We start from the raw sequence: 20,245 nt of genomic DNA on the forward strand, positions 1-20,245 counted from the left end.
TGAAGGAAAGCACAAACTATTGAAAAACAGCTTGGCATTCCTGACATAATGGTTAGCAAATCAAACTCAGATTCGTTCCACGACAGGGAGGAAACCACTCATGGCTGTGAAAGAAAAAACAAAATCGACGGCAACGCCGGTCGAACAAGCAGTTGGACAAATCGTTGAAAAAGGGCAACGCGCATTACAAGAATTACTGACATTCGATCAAGAAAAAATCGATACGATCGTTCGGGATATGGCACTTGCCGGACTTGAACGGCACGTCGAACTCGCTCGTCTCGCGGCAGAAGAGACGGGACGCGGTGTCTTTGAAGATAAGATGATTAAAAACATGTTTGCGACAGAATACATCTACAACAGTCTACGTCATGAAAAAACGGTCGGGATTTTAGAAGAAGATGTCCAAAACGGCATCACATATATCGCTGAACCCGTCGGTGTCGTCTGTGGTGTCACACCGGTCACGAACCCGACATCAACGACGATGTTCAAAGCATTGATTGCGATCAAGACGCGCAACCCGATCGTCTTCGCGTTCCACCCATCGGCACAACGATGTTCCGTCGAAGCAGCGAAAACACTCCGCGACGCAGCCATCAAAGCAGGGGCACCAAAAGACTGTATTCAATGGGTCGAAGAACCATCACTTGAAGCAACGAAAGTCTTGATGAACCATGAAAAAATCGCCATGGTCCTTGCGACAGGTGGAGCAGGAATGGTCAAATCGGCGTATTCAACAGGTAAACCGGCACTTGGTGTTGGACCAGGGAACGTTCCGTGTTATATCGAACAGTCTGCGAAAGTCAAACGGGCAGTCAGCGATCTTGTTCTTTCAAAAACGTTTGATAACGGGATGATTTGTGCGTCTGAGCAAGCTGTCATCGTCGACCAAGAGATTTATGCGACGGTTCGTGCGGAAATGGAAGCACTCGGTTGTTACTTCTGTACACCGGAAGAAAAACAACGCCTCGAATCACTCGTCATCAAAACCGATACATGTGCCGTCAACGCGGACATCGTCGGGAAACCTGCGACATGGATCGCAGAAAAAGCCGGAATCGATGTTCCGGAAACGACGGTCATGCTCGTCGCAGAACTCGAGCACGTCGGAGCGGCAGAACCATTGTCTCATGAAAAACTCAGTCCCGTCCTCGGTGCGTACCGCGTCGCTTCGACCGAAGAAGCGTTCACGATTGCAGAACAGATGCTTGAAATCGGCGGTCTCGGTCATACAGCCGTCATTCATACGACGAACGATGACTTGATGACAGCGTTCGGACTCCGCATGAAAGCCTGCCGGATCCTTGTCAACAGCCCATCTGCTCATGGCGGAATCGGTGATCTGTACAACGAGTTGACACCATCACTGACACTCGGTTGCGGATCATACGGGAAAAACTCTGTTTCTGAAAACGTGACAGCGAAACACTTACTCAACGTCAAAAAGGTGGCGAGACGACGCGTGAACATGCAATGGTTCAAGGTCCCTGAAAAAATCTACTTCGAAAAGAACTCCGTTCAGTACTTGCGGTCGATGACTGACGTCTCACGTGTCATGATTGTCACTGATCCAACGATGGTACAGTTCGGGTATGCCGATAAAGTAATTCAAAACTTACCACAGTCCGTCAGTTACCGGATCTTCGACCAAGTCGAACCAGATCCATCGGTGACGACTGTTCAGACAGGTGCTCAAGCGATGCGTGATTTCAAGCCTGACTTGATTATCGCCCTCGGTGGTGGTTCAGCGATGGATGCTGCAAAAGGAATGTGGCTCTTCTACGAACAACCGAACGAAACGTTCTCAAACTTACGTCAAAAATTCCTCGATATTCGCAAACGGGCGTATCAATTCCCGACACTTGGTCGTCAAGCGAAGTTCGTCGCGATTCCGACGACTTCTGGTACAGGTTCAGAAGTGACACCGTTCACCGTCATCACGGATAAAGAGAAAAATGTCAAATACCCGATTGCTGACTATGCATTGACACCTGACGTCGCAATCGTTGATCCGGAATTCGTCATGACCGTTCCAGCTTCAATCACTGCTGATACCGGAATGGATGTCTTGACGCATGCGACAGAAGCATACGTCTCGGTGCTTGCAAACGACTACACGGATGGACTGGCACTGAAAGCAATCAAGATGATCTTCGACTACTTGCCACGAGCATATACTAACGGATCAGACGCCGAAGCACGCGAAAAAGTGCATAACGCGTCAACGATGGCAGGGATGGCATTCGCGAACGCCTTCCTCGGCATCAACCACTCGATCGCGCACAAAATCGGTGGTGAATTCCACACGCCACACGGACGGACGAACGCGATCCTGATGCCGCACGTCATTCGCTATAACGCGTCACGTCCAACAAAACTAGCAGCATTCCCGAAATATGAATCATTCGTTGCGGATGAGCGGTATGCCGACATCGCACGCTACCTCGGTCTTCCGGCAGCAACGACGGAACAAGGGGTCGAATCACTCATTCAAGCGGTTGCTGATCTTGGACAACGTCTCAACATCAAGATGTCATTCAAGGCGCAAGGCATTCAAAAAGCAGACTTCGAGGCAAAACTCGATAAGATGGCAGTCGATGCCTTCGAGGATCAATGTACGACGGCGAATCCGAAGATGCCGCTTGTCGCTGAGTTACGGACGATCATGGAACAAGCATACGAAGGCATCTAATAGAGAAAAATACCATGGCACCTGATCGTTCAACCGGCTTCTCACTGTGAGAAGTCGGTTTTTATTTTGGAAATCAGTGGAGACAGTCAGAGAAAAGGTGGGATATAATGGCTGTTGAATGAATTTGATGTTTTTGGTTTTGCTGTAGCAGGAATATTCAAACATCAGACATAAAAAGGAGGAAATGGGATGGAGTCAAGGCAAGAAAGGAAACAACGACGGTTTTCCGTCTGGGATGTCCTGTTTGGCGTCCTTATCGGTCTCTTCTTTTTCGGTGTCATCTATGGCGTGATGGCATTTTTGACTTCACAAATCACTTCATCCTCAGACTATCAGGATCTCGTGACGCAGATGCAACAGGCGGATGTCTCCTGGAAAGATGCAGACATCACGGTGTCATTGATGCTACTGTTCGTCGGTGGGCTGTCGATCACGATGCCGAGTGCGGTCCGGGAAGGGATCATCAATCAGGTACTCGACGCGAGTTCTGCCGGTGATGTCTTATCGTTGTTTGGGATCGACTTAAAACAGGTCCTCGCACCACTTACGTTCGATGTCTCTTACGGCACGTTACTTTATTCTGTCTTTGGCATCGGTTTAATCGGCCTGTTATTTTTAGTATTACGGATTAAGGCAAGTCGTCTTGGGTGGACGATTCGATCGGTTAGTTTCTTCTTAACCGTCGGGATCATCTGGTTCGTCCTTGCCGGACGCGGAAACGACGTGCCATTCCTCTCGTTACAAGACGGCTATGCGATGAGTGGCATCTTACCGCTTCTCGTCGTCAGTTTGCTTGGTTGGATGGCGTTCTTCCCGCAAAAGTTATCCGGTCTGACAGCTGCTGGACGTGCCAGCTTACTGATTTTGATGCTCGCAAGTACGCTTCAACTCGTCTTTACGGTACAGGACGAAGCGGAATATGACGGCGATTCCTCACTACGGACGGCACTCACCGTCGCGAGTCTGAACGCCGGAAGTGGCGGGATGTACGACTGGATCCACGGCGGTCAAGTCGTGTATCAAGCAGACGTTCTTGGAGCGAATGCGGAAATTCCCGTCTCGATGTTGAACGGGGAGACTTCAACGGATCAACTCAATGACTCGATCCAAAAAGTCGTCGATGGGATCGACACGGACCGGGTGACAGAACAATTGTTGACGTTACTCGGTGGAGAACGTCCTGATTTGTCAGCAACACAATTGAAGCTCGATCCTGTTGATTACGGCGTCGCGCGGCAGACGATTCAAGTGATTGATGCGGAATCGGCAGGAGCGACGCCACCGAATGTCTCAAGTGAGAGTGCGTATTGGGTGTTGTTGCTCGTAACGTTTGCGATCTACTTCGTCTGTAGTATCCGAAGCTTCAAATCGATCATCGATCCGTTCGTCTTTGCGATCGCGATCGGTGTCATCAGCTTCATCGTCAGTCAAGCTTCGTACGTTCAGTTCGCAATGAAATGGCGCAGTGACGTCTTATTCGAGTTCGCTCAACAGACGGCAGGCTGGACAGTACTATACGCCGCAGGGCTTGCGTTACTTGGTGGAATTCTTGGTTATGTCGTCCGACGGAAGCCAGACAAAGCGGTTTAAGGAACGTGGAGTGATGAAGCTCCTCCATTAGGAGATGTACCATGAATGGGGACGACGAACGTTGCTGTCATTCTCGCTTTCCACAGGCGGGAGGTAAGCCGCGGTATCCTAAACTATACGTTTCGTCTACCGGGTCTCACCTGACCCTGACGCAAGCGAAAAACATGCTTTCTTTCCCTGTAGGAGTCGAGAATGAACAGTTACGTTCTACATCAAGCATAAACGATACGTTTTCAGGTTCATGTCCTGAAAACGTATCGTTTTTTTACGTGGTTCATCTCATTTTCACCACCCCCTTTTTTTACCATTCAAACTTGGTTTGTAAAGGTAAAATCAACAATGTTAAGCCAGTATTTGGAATTAGTTAAGTAGGTTAAATAAGACGGATGTCCGACCTATTTGAAAGGACTATTAGCTATAATCGAACCATGCTAAATTAATGAAGCAGTCAAAACATCCTGGGGGGAAAATCCATATGAAAAAAGCAACGAAACTCGTCATCGCGTCGACATTGATCGCACCGATGCTCGTACCAGTCGTTCAAGTCAAGACACTTGCTGCCGACAACAGTGTCGTCAAGTTACGCTTCCTAGAAACAACGGATTTACATACGAACTCAATGAACTACGATTACTTTAAGGATGCGCAGGACGAAACGATTGGTCTCGTCAAAGCCGCTACGGTCATTAAACAGCAACAAACTGAAGTAGGCGCAACGAACAGTTTCTTATTCGATAACGGGGATACACTTCAAGGAACGCCATTCGGTGATTACGTGAAGAACCAGTACGACAAAGGAAACAAAGGCAAACATCCGATGTACGAATTGATGGAATACCTCGGTTATGATGCGGTCACGCTCGGAAACCATGAATTCAACTTCGGTCTTGATTTCCTCAAGTCAGCGATGAGTGCTTCGAGCGGTTCAATCAAGTTCGTCAACTCGAACGTATTGGATGCAGTCACGAAAAAGCCGATCGTCGCGGACTACAACAAAGATGGAAAAGACTATCAAATCATCGAACGTCAAGTCAAGGACCAGAACGGTGACATGAAAACAGTCAAGGTGGGTGTGTTCGGAGTCGTCACGCCACAAATCATGGCATGGGATGCGGGGAACCTGACAGGGAAAGTCACGGCTGAAGATATCATCCCGACTGCTAAAGCAACAGCGAAGAAATTAAAAGATGCTGGCGCAGACGTCGTCGTTGCACTCGCACACACAGGTATCGGGGATACGACGGATCAAAAAGACGGCGATGAGAATGTCGGCTACGCATTGACAAAAGTTGCAGACATCGATGTCTTGATGACAGGTCACCAGCACGGAAAGTTCCCAGCAGTCGATTCAGCGTTCAATAAATTGCCGAATGTTGATAAAGAAAAAGGTCTAATCAATGGTAAACCAGTCGTCATGGCAAACACACAAGGGAAAAACGTCGGTGTCATCGATCTTCAGTTGAAGCAAGTCGACGGGAAATGGGTCGTTGATACGTCAGGTGCGAAACTAGCGGACGTCACGAAAGACACGACAGCAGATGCCGGTGCCGTCAAGTTGATTGAAAAAACACATGAAGGAACACTCGCGTACATTCGTCAAGAAGTCGGAACGATCAATGATGACATCCAAAGTTTCTTCGCTCTCGCGCAAGACGATGATTCAGTTCAGTTCGTAACGAACGCTCAGAAATGGTATGTCGAGAAACAACTCAAAGAAAATGCCGATCTCGCGAAATATAAAGATCTTCCATTGTTGTCAGCAGGTGCACCATTCAAGACTGGTGGTCGTAACCAAGTCAACGCATCCGATTATACATTGATCAAAAAAGGACCAATCGCACTCAAGAACGTCGCCGATCTCTATGTTTATCCGAATACACTCGAAGTCGTCAAAGTAACAGGTGCTGACGTCAAAGACTGGCTCGAAATGTCAGCCGGTCAGTTCAACCAAGTCGGCGGTGAGCAAACGAACTTGTTGAACAAAGATTTCCGTAGCTATAACTTTGATATCCTCGATGGATTGACATATGAAATCGATATCACGAAACCAGCGAAGTTCGACTTTAACGGTGTCGTCGTCAATAAAGACGCAAATCGCGTCCAAAACATCAAGTATCAAGGCAAAGCGATCGCAGACGATCAAGAATTCCTTGTCGCGACGAACAACTACCGCGCAGGCAGTGCGACGTTCCCAGGTCTTGGTGGCGGAAAGAATATCGTCTACAAATCAGCCTACGAAACACGTAACGTCATTTCGGACTTCATCAAAGCGAAACAACCGGTTGATTATAAAGCCGATGACAACTGGTCACTCGTCGCAAGCAAACCGACAACGGTCAGCTTTGATTCAGCGGCTGCAGCTGCACCGTACGTCAAGCGTTATGAAGGCATCACGAACACAGGTGAAACACGTCCAGGTGAGACAGGTACGTTCCTCAAATTCAACATGAACGTGCCGATGAAAGACTTCACGGTCTCAGCAAAAGCAGTCAAACCAGGGGCAAAAGTCGTCACAGGTCAAGCCGTTCCAGGTGCGAAAGTCACAGTCAAACTTGGCGAAAAAGTCCTTGGTACAGCAACAGCAAACGAAGCGGGTCAATACGAAGTCGTGACACGTCCGCTCAAATTGCGTGACAAGTTGACGATCGTCTCGGAACTTAGCTTCATGAAGACAGAAACGAACGTCACAGTCGGCACAGGTGTCGTTGCGACACCAGCGATCGATAAAAAGTCAGCAGTCTACGGTTCAACGGTCCTTCGCGGTAAAGCAACGGAAGGTCTTGACGTGACGCTCTATAAAGGATCGACGAAAATCGCTAAAGCGAAAACGACGGCAAGCGGCTTCAAGATTGCGGTCAAAAATGGTCTAACGACAGGTACGTACACGGTCAAGTCGACAGACATCTCGAACAAGATCACGAAAAAGGCGTCGTTCACGATTAAGAACACGTATCCGGTCAAAAAATGGTCAGGCAAAAAGACGTTGACAGGTAAAGTCGAAAAACGACAAATCGTCCGCCTCTACCAAAAAACAGAAGCTGGTTATCAATTGATCGCTCAAGACGTAGCGGATCAGCACGGGAACTATGTCTTGAAGATGCGTCAAGCATTGACGAACGGCTCGTACAAACTCAACATCTATACAGCGAAAGATCATCTCGATCAGTCACGCTACTTCATTACGAAGTAATATCTCACATGGATGTCTGCATATGCAGGCATCTGTTTTTATTTGATTAGATACGTGCGTTGCGAGAGCAGAAACCGTTTAATGCGTTCATAGATGATTGCTTGCTCGACCGTCAATTGATCCGTCGCGTGCGACATGTAGAGTTGTGAGGTAACGGTAAACACATCGTCTGTGATGAAGGGAAGTCCCATCTCGCGACAGACGGAGACGGGAACGAAGCTGAAATACCGTTGCTGACGTAAGGCGAGTTGCAGCGAGACGTCATCAATATAGTGCGTGGTATCGGCATAAATGTTCAGTTCCGCCATCTTCAATTGGATGAAGCGGTTGTAATCCTTATTGTGGGAGGGAAATAAAAAGGCAGTCTCCGTTGCGTCCGCATAGAGCGCCGTGATCGCTTCTTTCTCTGAATAGGAAGCAGGATAGGTGATGACAATCTCCTCTTCCACGATCGGTTCGCTCGTAATGAGCGGATGCTTGAGTTCCATGAAGCTGATCGAGAAATGGAATTCTTGATGGAGCAGGCCACTTAAAATGTCGCGATTCGAGAGGATGTCCGAGTTGAACAAAGGCGCAGTCTGCGGCAAGAGAAATTCCCGTAGGATTAATTGGATGAAGCGACCGTGCGAACTGGCAAGACTGAGTGGTGTTTCGGTAGAGGCATCATTTCGCGCCATGCGTTCCTGGACCCGTGTCAGCTCGTGTTCGATTTTTTCGACTGATTGCAACAGAAGTCGTCCATTGTCGGTCAAGCTGATCGTTCTGCCTTTTCGATGAAACAACGTCGTGTTCAATTCACGTTCTAGTTTTTTGATCGTCGCACTGAGGGCGGGTTGGCTGATGAATAATCGTTCGGCAGCACGCGTCACGTTCAATTCCTCCGCGACGTGACGAAAATACTTCAAATGTAAGAGTTCCATGATATCCTCCTAACATAACCTATAGGTTATTAAAATATATAAATATATATATTTCTGTTTATGATGAAACCAGTATATCGTAAATACCAGAGGTGATAGATATGAAAATCGGAATTTACGGAGCAGGATCACTAGGAACCATCATGGGAGCTTATTTGAGTCAACAGTATGCGGGTGTCGATCTGATCGATACGAATCGCGCACATATCGAAGCGCTAAACACAACAGGCGCGCATGTCATTGGACCAGATTTGACGCAAGCCGTCCATGCGATGCATCCGGATGACATCACGGAGATGTACGATATCGTATTGTTGCTGACGAAACAGGTCTACAATGAACCGGTCCTGGCGAAAGTCCGGACGATCTTGAAGGAAGACGGTATTCTCGTCTCCTTGCAGAACGGTGTACCAGAAGAATTCATTCAACAACAGATTCCGCGCGAACGTATCATCGCGGGATCCGTCGAGTTCGGAGCGACGTACGTCGGACCAGGTGAGTCACGTCTGACATCGGATTACGAGCACTTCAAGACATATGCGATGCAAATCGGTGAACTGGACGGTAAGAAGACGGACCGAATCATTCACTTGAAGGAAATCCTTGATCACATCGGTGGGACGGAAGTCTCTGATAATCTACCGGGAACGAAATGGTCAAAACTCGTCATCAATAGTACGTTCAGTGGGTTATCCGCTGCGTGTAACGGTACGTATGGCGACGTTCTCGATCATCCGGTCTTGCTACGGGCAGCGATCCATACGATGCAGGAAGTCGTTGAAGTCGGTCACGCCCACGGCATCACATTCGCGCCGATGAGTACGTTTGAGCCGGCAGCCTACGCAACACTAGACGATATCGATGAAAAACTGATCACCGTGCCACAATTGATGCACGGGTCGCGTGACTTAGAAGCGAGCATGTTGCAGGACTTACAAAAAGGGCAACCGACCGAAATTCGTTTCATCAATGGGATCGTTACGATGTACGGCAACACGTACGATATCAAAACGCCGTTCAACTCACTCATTCAAGAAATCGTCGAAGAAGCGCAAGTAGCGAAGACGGTTCCAGATTTTGAAACAAGTGTCGCACGCTTTGCCGCATTGTTAAACGCATAAAGGAGGGATTCAGATGAGACAGGAAGATGTAAAAAATATCGTCGCGACACCGATCAATGCACCGGTCTTTCCGGCGGTCGATATCTTCTTTCGGAATCGGGAATACTTGAACATCATCTATGAGACGGACATCGAAGCGTTACAAGCAGTCGTTCCGGAACCGCTCGAGGTGCTGAGTAATCAGATCAAGTTTGAGATCATCAATATGCCGGATAGCACAGGTCTTGGGAGTTATCTCGAGTGCGGGCAAGTCATTCCGGTTCGGTATCAAGAAGAGGTCGGTGAGTTTTATCTCTCGATGTATGTCAACAATCAGCCGGCGATCGCTTCTGGTCGTGAAGTGGCTGCGTTTCCGAAGAAGTATGGTTCACCCCGGCTTTATCTCGACAATGATGTACTCGTTGGAACGCTTGACTATCATTCGCTCCGCGTTGCCCAAGCGACGATGGGATACAAGTATGTTCCGATGGCGGTCGAAGAGGCACAATCGATTGTCGGTGCGCCGCAGTTCATGCTCAAACAGCATCGCGGTTATCAAGGCGAGTTGATCATCTCCGAACTGACGCGGAGTCAAATCACGGATCTTGAGATTAAAGAAGCATACCGTGGACCGGCGCGACTTCAGTTATTCGAACATGTCATGGCACCACTCGCTGACTTCCCTGTTCGGAAGATCGTCGATGCCCAGCATATCATCGCTGATCTTCGACTTGGTGGACCTGCGAAACTGTATGATTATTTAACGGATTAACGACTCTCTAACATTAACGACCTCCAAAATGGATGGTCGTTTTGTTTTACCCCAAAAACTGGCATACTGAATTGAGAGGGGGAAACGACCATGCGACAAGTCATTGTGTTACCGTATCAATCAGAATGGGCGAGTGAATACTCACGAGAAGCGGATCAGTTACGAGAGGTTTTCGGAGCACGTCTTAAGCAGATCCATCATATGGGAAGTACATCAGTTCCGGGACTCGCTGCAAAACCGATCATCGATATCTTACCCGTCGTAGATACACTCGAGGGAATTGAGCAGTTCGACGGACGGATGGAAGCGCTCGGTTACGAAGCGAAGGGTGAATTCGGGATGCCGGGGCGTCGGTACTATCGAAAAGGTGGAGACGAACGGACGCATCACATCCATCTCTATGCGGCAGGAAATCCAGAAATCATGCGTCATCTCGTCTTTCGGGATTACTTACGTACCCATCCAGAAGAAGCCGCTGCTTACGGAGCATTAAAGGAACAATTAGCAACGACATATCCGCTTGATATCGAAGCCTATATCGCCGGCAAGGATGCGTTCGTCAAGGAACTCGAACACCGCGCAATCGCTTGGAAGAATGCGCATGACTGACTGGGAACATGCCCTCATTCGCCATGTCGGTGTTGGTGTAAAGACGTCGAAAGCATTATTTGAGAAGATCGAGGCGCAGGACTGGGACGCGCGACCAATCCCCGGGAAACGGACCGTCGGTGAAGTCGCTGTCCATCTCGCTGTGTTACTCGAAGCCGATTTGATGATCGCAGAAGGGGCGACGGCTGAAGCGATGCAGGCGTTTTATGCGGAACCGGTCCCGCGCGATCAGTTAAATGAACGAATCAATCGTGCGTTTTCTGTCTATCAAGAAAAAGTCACGACCGGATTTTCGACGCGTCCGACGTACTGGGGAGTTACCGACTCGATGAATGGCTGGGCAATCGAAGCAGCCGTGCATCTCTATCATCATCGATCCCAGTTATTTGATTACTTGAATATCCTTGGGTACGAGCTAGAGATCTCGTTATTTGAATGAATGGAAGTAGGGATAGTGTATGGAATATATCGTTGAAACATCAGCCGGTCGCTTTGATACCCGGCTGACGGGAAGTGGGGACGTCACCTTCGTCCTCGATCACGGAATGATGTCGAATCGACACCAGTGGGGCTGGTTACGGACTGAATTATTGAAACGGGGACGGGTCTTTGAATATTCGCGTCTCGGATATGGGCGGTCGAGTCGTGGCAAAAATAAACGGCTCTTCTCTCATCAAGCGGATGAGCTCGCGGACGTCTTACGGATGCTTCGTGTCGAAGGACCATATGTCTTCATCGGTCACTCGCTCGGCGCCTATATCTCGCTCGCAAGTGGACGTCTGTTTGCAGACGAGACACGTGGCATCGTCTTGCTCGATCCGTCGCATCCGGATGTCGATGCGGCATTACCGAACTGGTACGAACGAACACAAGAGGAGTGGAATCGATTCCTCTATTTCCTTAGTCACGTCCGACCGATCGCTTGGATGATTCCTGATCGTCTCGGCAAAAAGATGTTCAGTGTCTTACCGGAAGCCGATCAATTACCGATGTGGCGGCATTTTGCAGCACCCGGGCATTGGCGAGGGACGCTCGACGAATGGCAAACGGTCGAGGAGAACAATCAGCTGATTCTTTCGTTGCTTGAAGACGTGACACAGCCGGTCCTCGTCCTGTCCGCTTCGAACTGGGCGGGTGGTATGCCAGAAAGTTGGTTAAATCCAGCATTGACCGAACAAATCAATGCGGCTCACGCTGCGTTCGCCGATAGTTTACCGAACGGGATGTATCATGTGATTGCGGATACAAATCATTACACGATTGCCGGGTTTTCGCACGAGGCAGCGGAGCGGATCACGGATTTGATTGGTACAACATGGGATTTACCTATTCAAAGTCAGTAGTAAGGTTACGCTTTTTCGTTTCGCTCGAATCGTTTTCCTGGGACAAGCATCGCACCGCTTCACTTCGTTGCAGGGTCGCTTCTGCTTGTATTTCCCTAGAAAGCGATTCCGAGCTAAAAAACGTTTTTTTCTTGTGCTTCGGAATATCTGACGGAGCTGACTCTAAAGCCAGTATCTACAAAAAATGACGCGTCACACGCCACTCCTACAGGAAAAAGCGCATTATGCGCTGTCAGAGACAAACAAGACCCGCTTTCCTGCTTGAAGGAAGCAGGAAAACTGGCTTGTGTCTCGCCTGAGGAAAGGGCGTGAGAAGATGCGTCATTTTTTTGGAGTCAGACCGGTCTACTCCTTGAGTCGATGCTTATCGGCTTTTTTTTAGGGAACAAAATAAATCGAAATCATTACGATTGACGTCAGGTAAAAAGTCGGTTACTCTATAAAACGTAACGATTACGTTTTAGGAGATGAATGATGATGCAACCGATATCGATCACCGTTTTATCTGGATATCTTGGATCCGGTAAAACGACACTATTGAACCATTTACTACATAATCGCGAAGGGCGCCGCCTCGCGATCATCGTCAACGACATGAGTGAGGTCAACATTGACGCGGCATTGATTGAGCAAGGCGGATTCTCGCGAACGGAAGAGTCGTTCGTCACGCTTTCGAACGGGTGCATTTGCTGCACGTTACGTGACGATTTATTACTTGAAGTCAAACGCCTCGTCGACCAAGGCGATATTGACGGTATCGTCATCGAGTCGAGTGGTATCTCGGAACCGATTCCGGTCGCACAGACTTTTACGTACGAAGATACGGACAGTGCCATCGACTTATCACAAGTCACGAAAATCAACGCAATGGTCACGGTCATCGATGGATATCGTTTTCTGAAGGACTTCGAGTCTGGTGAATCGTTGATTGAGCGGAAACAGGCAGTCGATGAAACAGACGTGCGCGAAGTCGTCGATCTACTCGTCGATCAAGTCGAGTTCGCGGACATCATCGTCTTGAATAAAGTCGATCGCCTGACACCGGAAGAGCGCCATACCGTCATCGGTTATCTAAAGGCATTAAATCCAGTTGCCCGTTTGATCGAGACGACGTATGGTCAAGTCGATCCGGCAGACATCTTAGATGTTGATCTATTTGATTTTGAACAAGCGGCAGCGAGTGCTGGTTGGATCCGTGAGTTGAATGCGGAAGAACATATTCCGGAAACGGAAGAGTATGGGATCAGCTCGTTCGTCTACAAGCGCGACGTGCCGTTCCACCCGGAGCGTTTGCTTGCCTTGATCGAAGACTGGCCGCAAGAAGTCGTCCGGGCGAAGGGATTCTTATTCCTTGCGACACGTCCCGAGATGGCATTGCTGTTCCATCAGGCAGGATATGCGTCGAACATGGAATACGCTGGTCGTTTTGCATCAGATGAGGATCGACGGACCGAACTCGTCTTGATCGGCATCGGACTAGAACAAGAGAAGCTCGAAGCGCTATTCGATGCGTGTCTCGTCCAAGCAGACGAAACGGACTGGGCATCATTGAATGATCCAATTCCTGGTCGCGAGATGTACGAAGAAACATTTTTATAAGAGGTCAATCTTTCGAGAAACCGTATCTGCGGTTTCTCTTTTTTGTTATATTTTCATAGTGAATGGGGAAAGAATACTAGTGAAGGTATGTTAATTGAAGGAGGAAAATCTGTGCGCAACCGGATTTTACAATTCGCACTCGTATTTTTAGTCGCCGGTGGCATCATTTGGGGACTATATCAACTCGGCTATTTATTTTATGTCTTAACGATTTCAGCGACGGTCGTGCCGCTCGCCGTCATCATGATCATTTTCATCGAAAACCGGACAGCAGAATCAACGATCGCTTGGTTCCTCGTTCTGATTTTCTTACCAATTCTCGGAGTCATCATCTGGTTGATGTTCGGTCGGAATCCACGGCGTCGCCGTCGGAATCGTCGTTCGCATGACGAACGGAAATTGCTCAAGCAAGCGATTCGTCCAGTTCGGTCGCTTGCTGTCAGTGAGTTGCCACCGAATCACTTGAAGCTTGCGAACACGATTCGTAACTTCGGTGGCGGCGGGGTGGACGTTCATACAGCAAGTGAAATCCTGACGAACGGGGAAGAGACGTTCCCAGCGATTTTGGACGCGATTCGTCAAGCGCAGCATCATGTCCACATCCAGTACTACATTTATCGGAACGATGAGACAGGCAAGGCAATCCGTGAAGCGTTGATGGAACGACTCGAAGCCGGAGTAACGGTGCGGTTCATGTATGACGGACTCGGAAGCTATATGCTCGGTGAGAACTTCCTGCGCCCGCTACGCGACGCTGGAGCGCATATCGCAGCCTATGATCCAATCTCGAGTCCCTTGTTCATCTTCACGGCAAACTTCCGCAATCACCGAAAAATCGTCGTCGTTGATGGAAAAGTTGGCTTCACCGGCGGATTGAACGTAGGGGATGAGTACGACGGCAAGAGTAAGAAGTTCGGGTTTTGGCGTGATACGCATTTGCGGCTCGAAGGACGTGCCGTCAAAGAATTACAAGCGACGTTCCTCGACGACTGGATCTATGCCCAAATCGAATCGGATGACACATGGGAGACGTTTGCGGGGGATGAGTCAATCCACCAGTACTTCCCGAAACATGATGTGGCGTCAGACGGGGCGATTCAAATCGTCACGAGCGGACCGACCTCAAAGGACCCCGCGATTCGCAATGCGTTGATTGCCGCGATCATCGCAGCGCAACGTTCGATCTGGATTGCGACACCGTACTTGATTCCGGACAATGAGACGATGACGCTACTCCGACTCGCGGCACGTGCCGGACTCGACGTCCGCATCCTGACGCCGGGGAAAGGCGACAGTTTTACGTCTTATTACGGGACCCGGTCCTACTTCGGACCACTTCTGAAGGACGGCGTCAAGATTTACACGTACAACCGTCACTTCATCCATGCCAAACTGTTTCTCGTCGACGGGAAAATCGGTGCCGTCGGGACGGCAAACATGGACATTCGCAGTTTTGTCCTCAACTATGAACTGATGGCGTTCCTGTACGACACGGAAAGTGCGGAACAGCTCGAGCGTGACTTCATCGCTGATTTCGATGTCTCAATTCAGTTATCATCGAACGATTACGTCAAACGTCCGCTTCGCTTCCGCATTTTTGAGTCGCTCTCGCGCTTGATTTCACCACTATTATGACGCAACGTCCCGCATCGATTTTCAGGTGCGGGACGTTTTTTTGGTTCATTCTTCCTTGAAGTGGGAACATGAACTCTTATACACTAGATGTGTAATCGGTTGCACACTACTTAGCCTGGAAGGAAGTGAAAGGGGCGCAAGTCCCGAACCCGTATGCGAACAATTGATGAATCCCATTTCTACACGCGCGACATGAAACCACAAGCACGACCAGACGCCATCATCCAAGGAGATGTCTACCGTTTCACGGTCTTGACGAGTCGGATGATTCGACTCGAGTACGCGGCGGATGGACAGTTCGAGGATCGACCGACCCAAACGGTCTTCAATCGTGATTTCCCGGTACCTGCTTACCGCATCGTCGAAAACGAGGAAGAATTGCAAATCATCACCGAGCACGTCCATCTGCATTATACGAAGGGACCGTTCGCTGCGAACACACTTTATATCGATGTCTTAGGGAACTTCAGTACCTACTACAGCCGCTATACGTTCGGCGGACCGCTCCGGACGTTAAAAGGAACGGCACGGACGCTTGACCATGCGGACGGTGTCATCCCACTCGAAGAAGGAATTGTCTCCCGGCAAGGTTACGCGGCGATCGACGACTCGAACGCGTTCGTCCTGACGGAAGACCACTTCGTCGAACCGCGACGCTCCGGGACGCATGACATCTATTACTTCGGATACGGTCACGACTACAAACAGGCACTGCGTGACTTCTACCACCTGACAGGACCGACGCCGATGTTACCACGTCAGGTACTCGGCAACTGGTGGAGTCGCTACTGGCGTTATAGTGAGAAGGAATACAAGGATTTGATGACGCGCTTCAAGACAGAAGACATTCCGTTCTCGGTCAGTGTCATCGATATGGACTGGCATGTCACCGATATCCCGGAACGCTACGGAAGTGGCTGGACGGGCTACACGTGGAACCGTGATCTATTCCCGGATCCACGCGGATTCTTACAATGGTTGAAGGACGACGACCGGATGGTCACGCTCAACTTGCATCCGGCGGACGGTGTGCGTGGGTTTGAGGAAGCCTACGAGGCGATGGCAGTCGCGATGGGCGTCGATCCCGAATCGGATGTCCGAATCCCGTTTGATTTCTCGGACCGGACGTTCATCGAGAACTACTTCACGAAGCTGCATCATCCGCACGAGGCAGATGGCGTCGACTTCTGGTGGATCGACTGGCAACAGGGTGCGAACTCGAAGATGAAAGGGCTCGATCCGCTCTGGATGCTCAATCATTATCACGCGCTCGATATCGCCCGCGACGGCAATCGACCGTTGATCTTCTCGCGTTACGCGGGACCCGGAAGTCATCGTTATCCGGTCGGTTTCTCAGGCGATACGATCATCTCGTGGGCATCACTCCAATTCCAGCCGTACTTCACGGCGACAGCGTCGAACATCGGTTATGGATGGTGGAGCCATGACATCGGGGGTCACCAACGCGGAGAGAAAGATGACGAGTTATCGACACGTTGGCTCCAGTATGGCGTCTTCAGTCCGATCATGCGTCTGCACAGCACGATGAGCATCTTCAACGGGAAAGAACCATGGCGCTATTCAACCGATGCGGCGAACGTCATGAAGAAATATTTACGACTCCGGCATCAGCTCGTGCCGTACATTTACACGATGAATGCCCGCAATCACTTTGACGGCTTGCCCCTCGTCTCACCAATGTATTATGAGCATCCAGAAGACGATCAAGCATACAATGTCCCGAATCAGTTTTACTTCGGAACGGAATTGATCGTCGCGCCGATGGTCACGCCGATGCATCGGAAACTGCACATGACGGCTGCGACTGCATGGTTGCCAGAAGGAGAATGGTTCGATTTCTTCAATGGGCACCGTTATCGAGGTGGCAAACAGATCCGTCTGTTCCGTTATCTCGAAGACCAAGGCGTACTCGCAAAAGCCGGTGCGATCGTTCCACTCGGTCGTCATCTCGAACAGTCGAATGCCCTGCATAATCCGGACGATCTCGAAGTCGTCGTCTTCCCGGGAGCATCGAACCGGTTTACGTTGTTCGAAGACGATAGCACAGGTGTCGCGCACCGCGACGGTGTCAACGTTGAGACGACGTTTGCGCTCGACTGGGAAGCACGTGAGTTGACGATCGCGGCACCAACCGGACACCATGACTTGCTACCGGAAAATCGGTCAATCACATTGATTTTACGCGGGGTCCGCGAAGGTTACGTGCAGCGCGACGGGGAAAGTGTCACCGGCGTCTATGATCATGCGACGCAGTCACTTCGTGTCGAACTCGGTGAAGTGACGGATACGATCACGTTGTCGCTTCAAGTCGAGATGTCGACGAACGAGAACAAGATGGACCGGTTGTATGCGTTTCTCGACCAAGCGGAAATCAGCTATGACCTGAAGGACCGTTTGTACCGTCTATTGTCACAAAAGCTCGATCCGGTCAACATGATGCACCAGTTGCAAGCACTTGAACTCGAGAAGGATCTCGTCGACTGCCTGCTTGAGTTGATGTTGTCTTAAAAGATTTTACATGCATGCAAAAAGCCAGTATTCGTCATCCGTTTGGACGAGGAATACTGGCTTTATGGTTTAGGTCATAACTCTTCGTCTTTCTCTTCGTCCATCCAAGACAACAGATCCTCTGCATCGAGATCGTCACCTTTGCTGAGGATCAAGGCCGTGACGTCGGCTCGTTTCTGTTCTAACAACTCCGGGTTGTTCGTCAAGACTTCCATGAGGTAATACGCATAGGAGTCGAGGAAATCAGGATGGTCGTTTCGTTCAATCAGTGTCATGAACGCTTCAACGAGTTCTTCCTGTTCTTCATCGAGAATCATCCAGTGGGAGTAGGCGAGGAGCTTTTCATTTTCGTCATCTCCACGAAGGATATCCTTGATTTCGGGTAGCGTCAGCAGTACGAATTCTGACATGACAACTTCCGGAACATCAGTACTTAGCTTCGTTAACCACTCGTCATAGGTCGCTGCGACGAAATGTGTCGTCTCATCTGAAATATCGAGGCACCAGACAGTCGGCTCGGTGGCTTCCGTAAAATGGAAGTACCAAAAATAGCTACCTTCTCCTTCCGCGAACATCATGACGTTTCCCTCGACGTCCCATTCCCGGAGGACCGACAATTCGTCCAGATACCGTTCGAATGTCAATGACGTCATGGAGCGGAGTGGGAGGTGTAATCCGGTTTCTTCGTCCGACCATGTATTTTCGAACTCGACCATCACGGCCATGGCTTCCGGAACACCACCGTTTTGTTCCTGGATTTGTTCGAGGTAACGGACGGGGAGTCGACCGTTGACGGCTTGCTCGATTCGTTTAATGTCTGTTTCTTTGACTGAAATCATCGGTTCTTCCTGTAATTCTTCATCCCAAAATGGCATCGTATGACCTTCCTTGCTATGTAATATGTAGACTTTGATTATACGCGAAGTTGATGGAAAATGTTTCAAAAAAAGACCCTTGCCGTTATGGAAGGGTCCATTGCGTCATTTACGACGCAATTTTTTCGCTTTTTGTTTCATGTCGTTGTACGTGATCATCGGGCTATCGTCCATCGTCAAGCGCAGATGGTTCGGTTCGCCTTTGTTCGTAATGCCGGAGCAGTACAAGATGTCGGCATATTCATTGAATAGATCCTCGTAAGCCGGTAAATGGTGCATCAGTCGACCAGGCGATCCCCAGCCACAGAGGACGACGCCATTTTTCGCTTTGACTTCAGCAAGTGTCTTTGCGACGAACTCATAGTTCGTCTCATCGAAGCTCGCTTGCGCGAACGGCAGATCCTCGCTGACGAGCAGGTCCGGCATCAAACTGATGATGTCATATTGCTTAACAGGATCACTGACATATTTCTTCATCAAATTGTACGCACGTTGTGTCGTCGTTCCAGAGAGAAAGGCGTCCGTCGTCCGTGGTGTGTAGATTAAAGCGGCGACGTGCGTACCTTCTGCGATGTCGTCAAAGATGTAGCTGCGTAAATAGCGTTTCGTCTTGTCTCGATCAAACGTCGTCTGGACGCGGATCGACGATTCCTCAATCAAGAGTTCGGAAGAATCGGCTGGTGTCATGGGTGGTGCCTCCTTTTAATTGGTCAAACGTGAGCTGATGCGAAGGAAGAACGCGAGTGTCTTCTTCTTGAGATCGAGGTCGTTCGCATCGATCGCCTCGACGTGTTGCTGGTAACGATCATATTGGGCGAGCACGTCAGAAACATATTGTTCACTGCGATTGTATTCAAACAGTGCTGTCGCGAGCGTGTCTCGGTCCGATGTCTTCGTAACATCGTGTTGTTTCAGGTATTTCGCTGCCGTGTGGGCGCTGTCGACGAGACTCGTTGGGTCAGCTTTGCCGTCGCCGTCCGCGTCGACTCCGAGACCACCATATTTTTTGATGGCTTCCGGATCCGTGACGTCGATGCCGTCATGCTCGATGTCACCGAGCGACGTGCCGCCTTTGTATCCCCAACCGACCCATGTTTTCGGCATGAATTGGAACGGGCCGATGGCGCCAACGGACGATTGCATCGCTGACGAGTTCGAAAAGATCGTCTCGACGCGATGAATGGAGGCGAGGAGCTTCCAGTCGATGCCGTAACGTGCCGCGGCTTGTTCGTAGATGTCGATGTTCTCGGCAGGTACGCCATGCTGTCCATAATACGTACGATACATTTCATTTTGAACACGTTCCCGATTTTGCCAGTAGATGAAGCTACTGACGATGAGGGCGAACAGTACGAACAAGATGCTGATTCGAAAAACTTTTCGCATGT

Annotated in this window: 15 protein-coding genes; 11 read left to right on the top strand and 4 right to left on the bottom strand. The window is 49.6% G+C overall.

Features of this window, described 5'->3' with window-relative positions; translation table 11 throughout:
* Window positions 1-100 precede the first annotated feature (100 nt).
* The 3 genes from adhE (at window position 101) to ASF99_RS05125 (ending at window position 7,475) form a co-directional block, all read left to right on the top strand.
* Entirely contained in the window at window positions 101-2,695 is a 2,595-nt protein-coding gene (adhE, locus tag ASF99_RS05115) for a bifunctional acetaldehyde-CoA/alcohol dehydrogenase (protein WP_055967372.1), read from the top strand.
* Between the two features lie 189 nt (window positions 2,696-2,884).
* A complete protein-coding gene (locus ASF99_RS05120) occupies window positions 2,885-4,285 on the top strand; it encodes a hypothetical protein (RefSeq protein ID WP_055967375.1) in 1,401 nt (466 codons plus the stop codon).
* Window positions 4,286-4,760: 475 nt separating this feature from the next.
* Window positions 4,761-7,475, top strand: coding sequence for a bifunctional 2',3'-cyclic-nucleotide 2'-phosphodiesterase/3'-nucleotidase (locus ASF99_RS05125; protein WP_055967379.1), 2,715 nt, complete (start codon window positions 4,761-4,763; stop codon window positions 7,473-7,475).
* Between the two features lie 38 nt (window positions 7,476-7,513).
* Here the strand turns inward: ASF99_RS05125 and ASF99_RS17705 are convergent, their stop codons facing one another.
* Window positions 7,514-8,395 (bottom strand): LysR family transcriptional regulator, encoded by an 882-nt coding sequence (locus tag ASF99_RS17705; RefSeq protein WP_055967382.1) that lies wholly within the window; start codon window positions 8,393-8,395, stop codon window positions 7,514-7,516.
* A gap of 101 nt (window positions 8,396-8,496) precedes the next feature.
* On the opposite strand from ASF99_RS17705, the gene ASF99_RS05135 reads away from it, so the two are divergent.
* The 8 genes from ASF99_RS05135 to ASF99_RS05170 all read left to right on the top strand — a co-directional run bounded on the left by ASF99_RS05135 (window position 8,497) and on the right by ASF99_RS05170 (window position 17,982).
* Entirely contained in the window at window positions 8,497-9,516 is a 1,020-nt protein-coding gene (locus ASF99_RS05135) for a ketopantoate reductase family protein (protein ID WP_055967385.1), read from the top strand.
* Window positions 9,517-9,529: 13 nt separating this feature from the next.
* Window positions 9,530-10,267: an acetoacetate decarboxylase gene (locus ASF99_RS05140; protein WP_023467903.1), complete on the top strand. Its 738-nt coding sequence runs from the start codon at window positions 9,530-9,532 to the stop codon at window positions 10,265-10,267.
* Between the two features lie 90 nt (window positions 10,268-10,357).
* A complete protein-coding gene (locus ASF99_RS05145; RefSeq protein WP_023467904.1) occupies window positions 10,358-10,876 on the top strand; it encodes a GrpB family protein in 519 nt (172 codons plus the stop codon).
* A complete protein-coding gene (locus tag ASF99_RS05150; protein ID WP_055967387.1) occupies window positions 10,869-11,315 on the top strand; it encodes a DinB family protein in 447 nt (148 codons plus the stop codon). The genes ASF99_RS05145 and ASF99_RS05150 overlap by 8 nt, the downstream gene beginning before the upstream one ends.
* Window positions 11,316-11,334: 19 nt before the next feature.
* Window positions 11,335-12,219 (top strand): alpha/beta fold hydrolase, encoded by an 885-nt coding sequence (locus tag ASF99_RS05155; RefSeq protein WP_055967391.1) that lies wholly within the window; start codon window positions 11,335-11,337, stop codon window positions 12,217-12,219.
* A 477-nt stretch (window positions 12,220-12,696) separates the two neighbouring features.
* Complete coding sequence (locus ASF99_RS05160; protein ID WP_055969434.1) at window positions 12,697-13,818, top strand: GTP-binding protein; 1,122 nt, start codon at window positions 12,697-12,699, stop codon at window positions 13,816-13,818.
* A gap of 111 nt (window positions 13,819-13,929) precedes the next feature.
* Window positions 13,930-15,453 (top strand): cardiolipin synthase, encoded by a 1,524-nt coding sequence (locus ASF99_RS05165; RefSeq protein ID WP_055967393.1) that lies wholly within the window; start codon window positions 13,930-13,932, stop codon window positions 15,451-15,453.
* Window positions 15,454-15,606: 153 nt separating this feature from the next.
* Window positions 15,607-17,982: a glycoside hydrolase family 31 protein gene (locus tag ASF99_RS05170; RefSeq protein ID WP_055967396.1), complete on the top strand. Its 2,376-nt coding sequence runs from the start codon at window positions 15,607-15,609 to the stop codon at window positions 17,980-17,982.
* A gap of 74 nt (window positions 17,983-18,056) precedes the next feature.
* Here ASF99_RS05170 and ASF99_RS05175 read toward each other — a convergent pair whose 3' ends face one another.
* The 3 genes from ASF99_RS05175 to ASF99_RS05185 form a co-directional block, all read right to left on the bottom strand.
* Entirely contained in the window at window positions 18,057-18,857 is an 801-nt protein-coding gene (locus ASF99_RS05175) for an SMI1/KNR4 family protein (RefSeq protein WP_055967399.1), read from the bottom strand.
* 105 nt (window positions 18,858-18,962) lie between these two features.
* Window positions 18,963-19,544, bottom strand: coding sequence for a DUF1643 domain-containing protein (locus ASF99_RS05180; RefSeq protein WP_035397944.1), 582 nt, complete (start codon window positions 19,542-19,544; stop codon window positions 18,963-18,965).
* Between the two features lie 15 nt (window positions 19,545-19,559).
* Entirely contained in the window at window positions 19,560-20,243 is a 684-nt protein-coding gene (locus ASF99_RS05185) for a lytic transglycosylase domain-containing protein (RefSeq protein ID WP_035397942.1), read from the bottom strand.
* Between the last annotated feature and the right edge of the window lie 2 nt (window positions 20,244-20,245).

The organism is Exiguobacterium sp. Leaf187 (genome assembly GCF_001423925.1).
Classification (GTDB): Bacteria; Bacillota; Bacilli; order Exiguobacteriales; family Exiguobacteriaceae; genus Exiguobacterium_A; species Exiguobacterium_A indicum.

Coding starts and splice junctions, on each gene's coding strand:
- ASF99_RS05155 (WP_055967391.1), top strand. CDS start 11,335: ATGGAATATATCGTTGAAACATCAGCCGGTCGCTTTGATACCCGGCTG.
- ASF99_RS05150 (WP_055967387.1), top strand. CDS start 10,869: ATGACTGACTGGGAACATGCCCTCATTCGCCATGTCGGTGTTGGTGTA.
- ASF99_RS05175 (WP_055967399.1), bottom strand. CDS start 18,857: ATGCCATTTTGGGATGAAGAATTACAGGAAGAACCGATGATTTCAGTC.
- ASF99_RS05135 (WP_055967385.1), top strand. CDS start 8,497: ATGAAAATCGGAATTTACGGAGCAGGATCACTAGGAACCATCATGGGA.
- ASF99_RS05120 (WP_055967375.1), top strand. CDS start 2,885: ATGGAGTCAAGGCAAGAAAGGAAACAACGACGGTTTTCCGTCTGGGAT.
- ASF99_RS05140 (WP_023467903.1), top strand. CDS start 9,530: ATGAGACAGGAAGATGTAAAAAATATCGTCGCGACACCGATCAATGCA.
- ASF99_RS17705 (WP_055967382.1), bottom strand. CDS start 8,395: ATGGAACTCTTACATTTGAAGTATTTTCGTCACGTCGCGGAGGAATTG.
- ASF99_RS05160 (WP_055969434.1), top strand. CDS start 12,697: ATGCAACCGATATCGATCACCGTTTTATCTGGATATCTTGGATCCGGT.
- ASF99_RS05145 (WP_023467904.1), top strand. CDS start 10,358: ATGCGACAAGTCATTGTGTTACCGTATCAATCAGAATGGGCGAGTGAA.
- adhE (WP_055967372.1), top strand. CDS start 101: ATGGCTGTGAAAGAAAAAACAAAATCGACGGCAACGCCGGTCGAACAA.
- ASF99_RS05185 (WP_035397942.1), bottom strand. CDS start 20,243: ATGCGAAAAGTTTTTCGAATCAGCATCTTGTTCGTACTGTTCGCCCTC.
- ASF99_RS05170 (WP_055967396.1), top strand. CDS start 15,607: ATGCGAACAATTGATGAATCCCATTTCTACACGCGCGACATGAAACCA.
- ASF99_RS05180 (WP_035397944.1), bottom strand. CDS start 19,544: ATGACACCAGCCGATTCTTCCGAACTCTTGATTGAGGAATCGTCGATC.
- ASF99_RS05125 (WP_055967379.1), top strand. CDS start 4,761: ATGAAAAAAGCAACGAAACTCGTCATCGCGTCGACATTGATCGCACCG.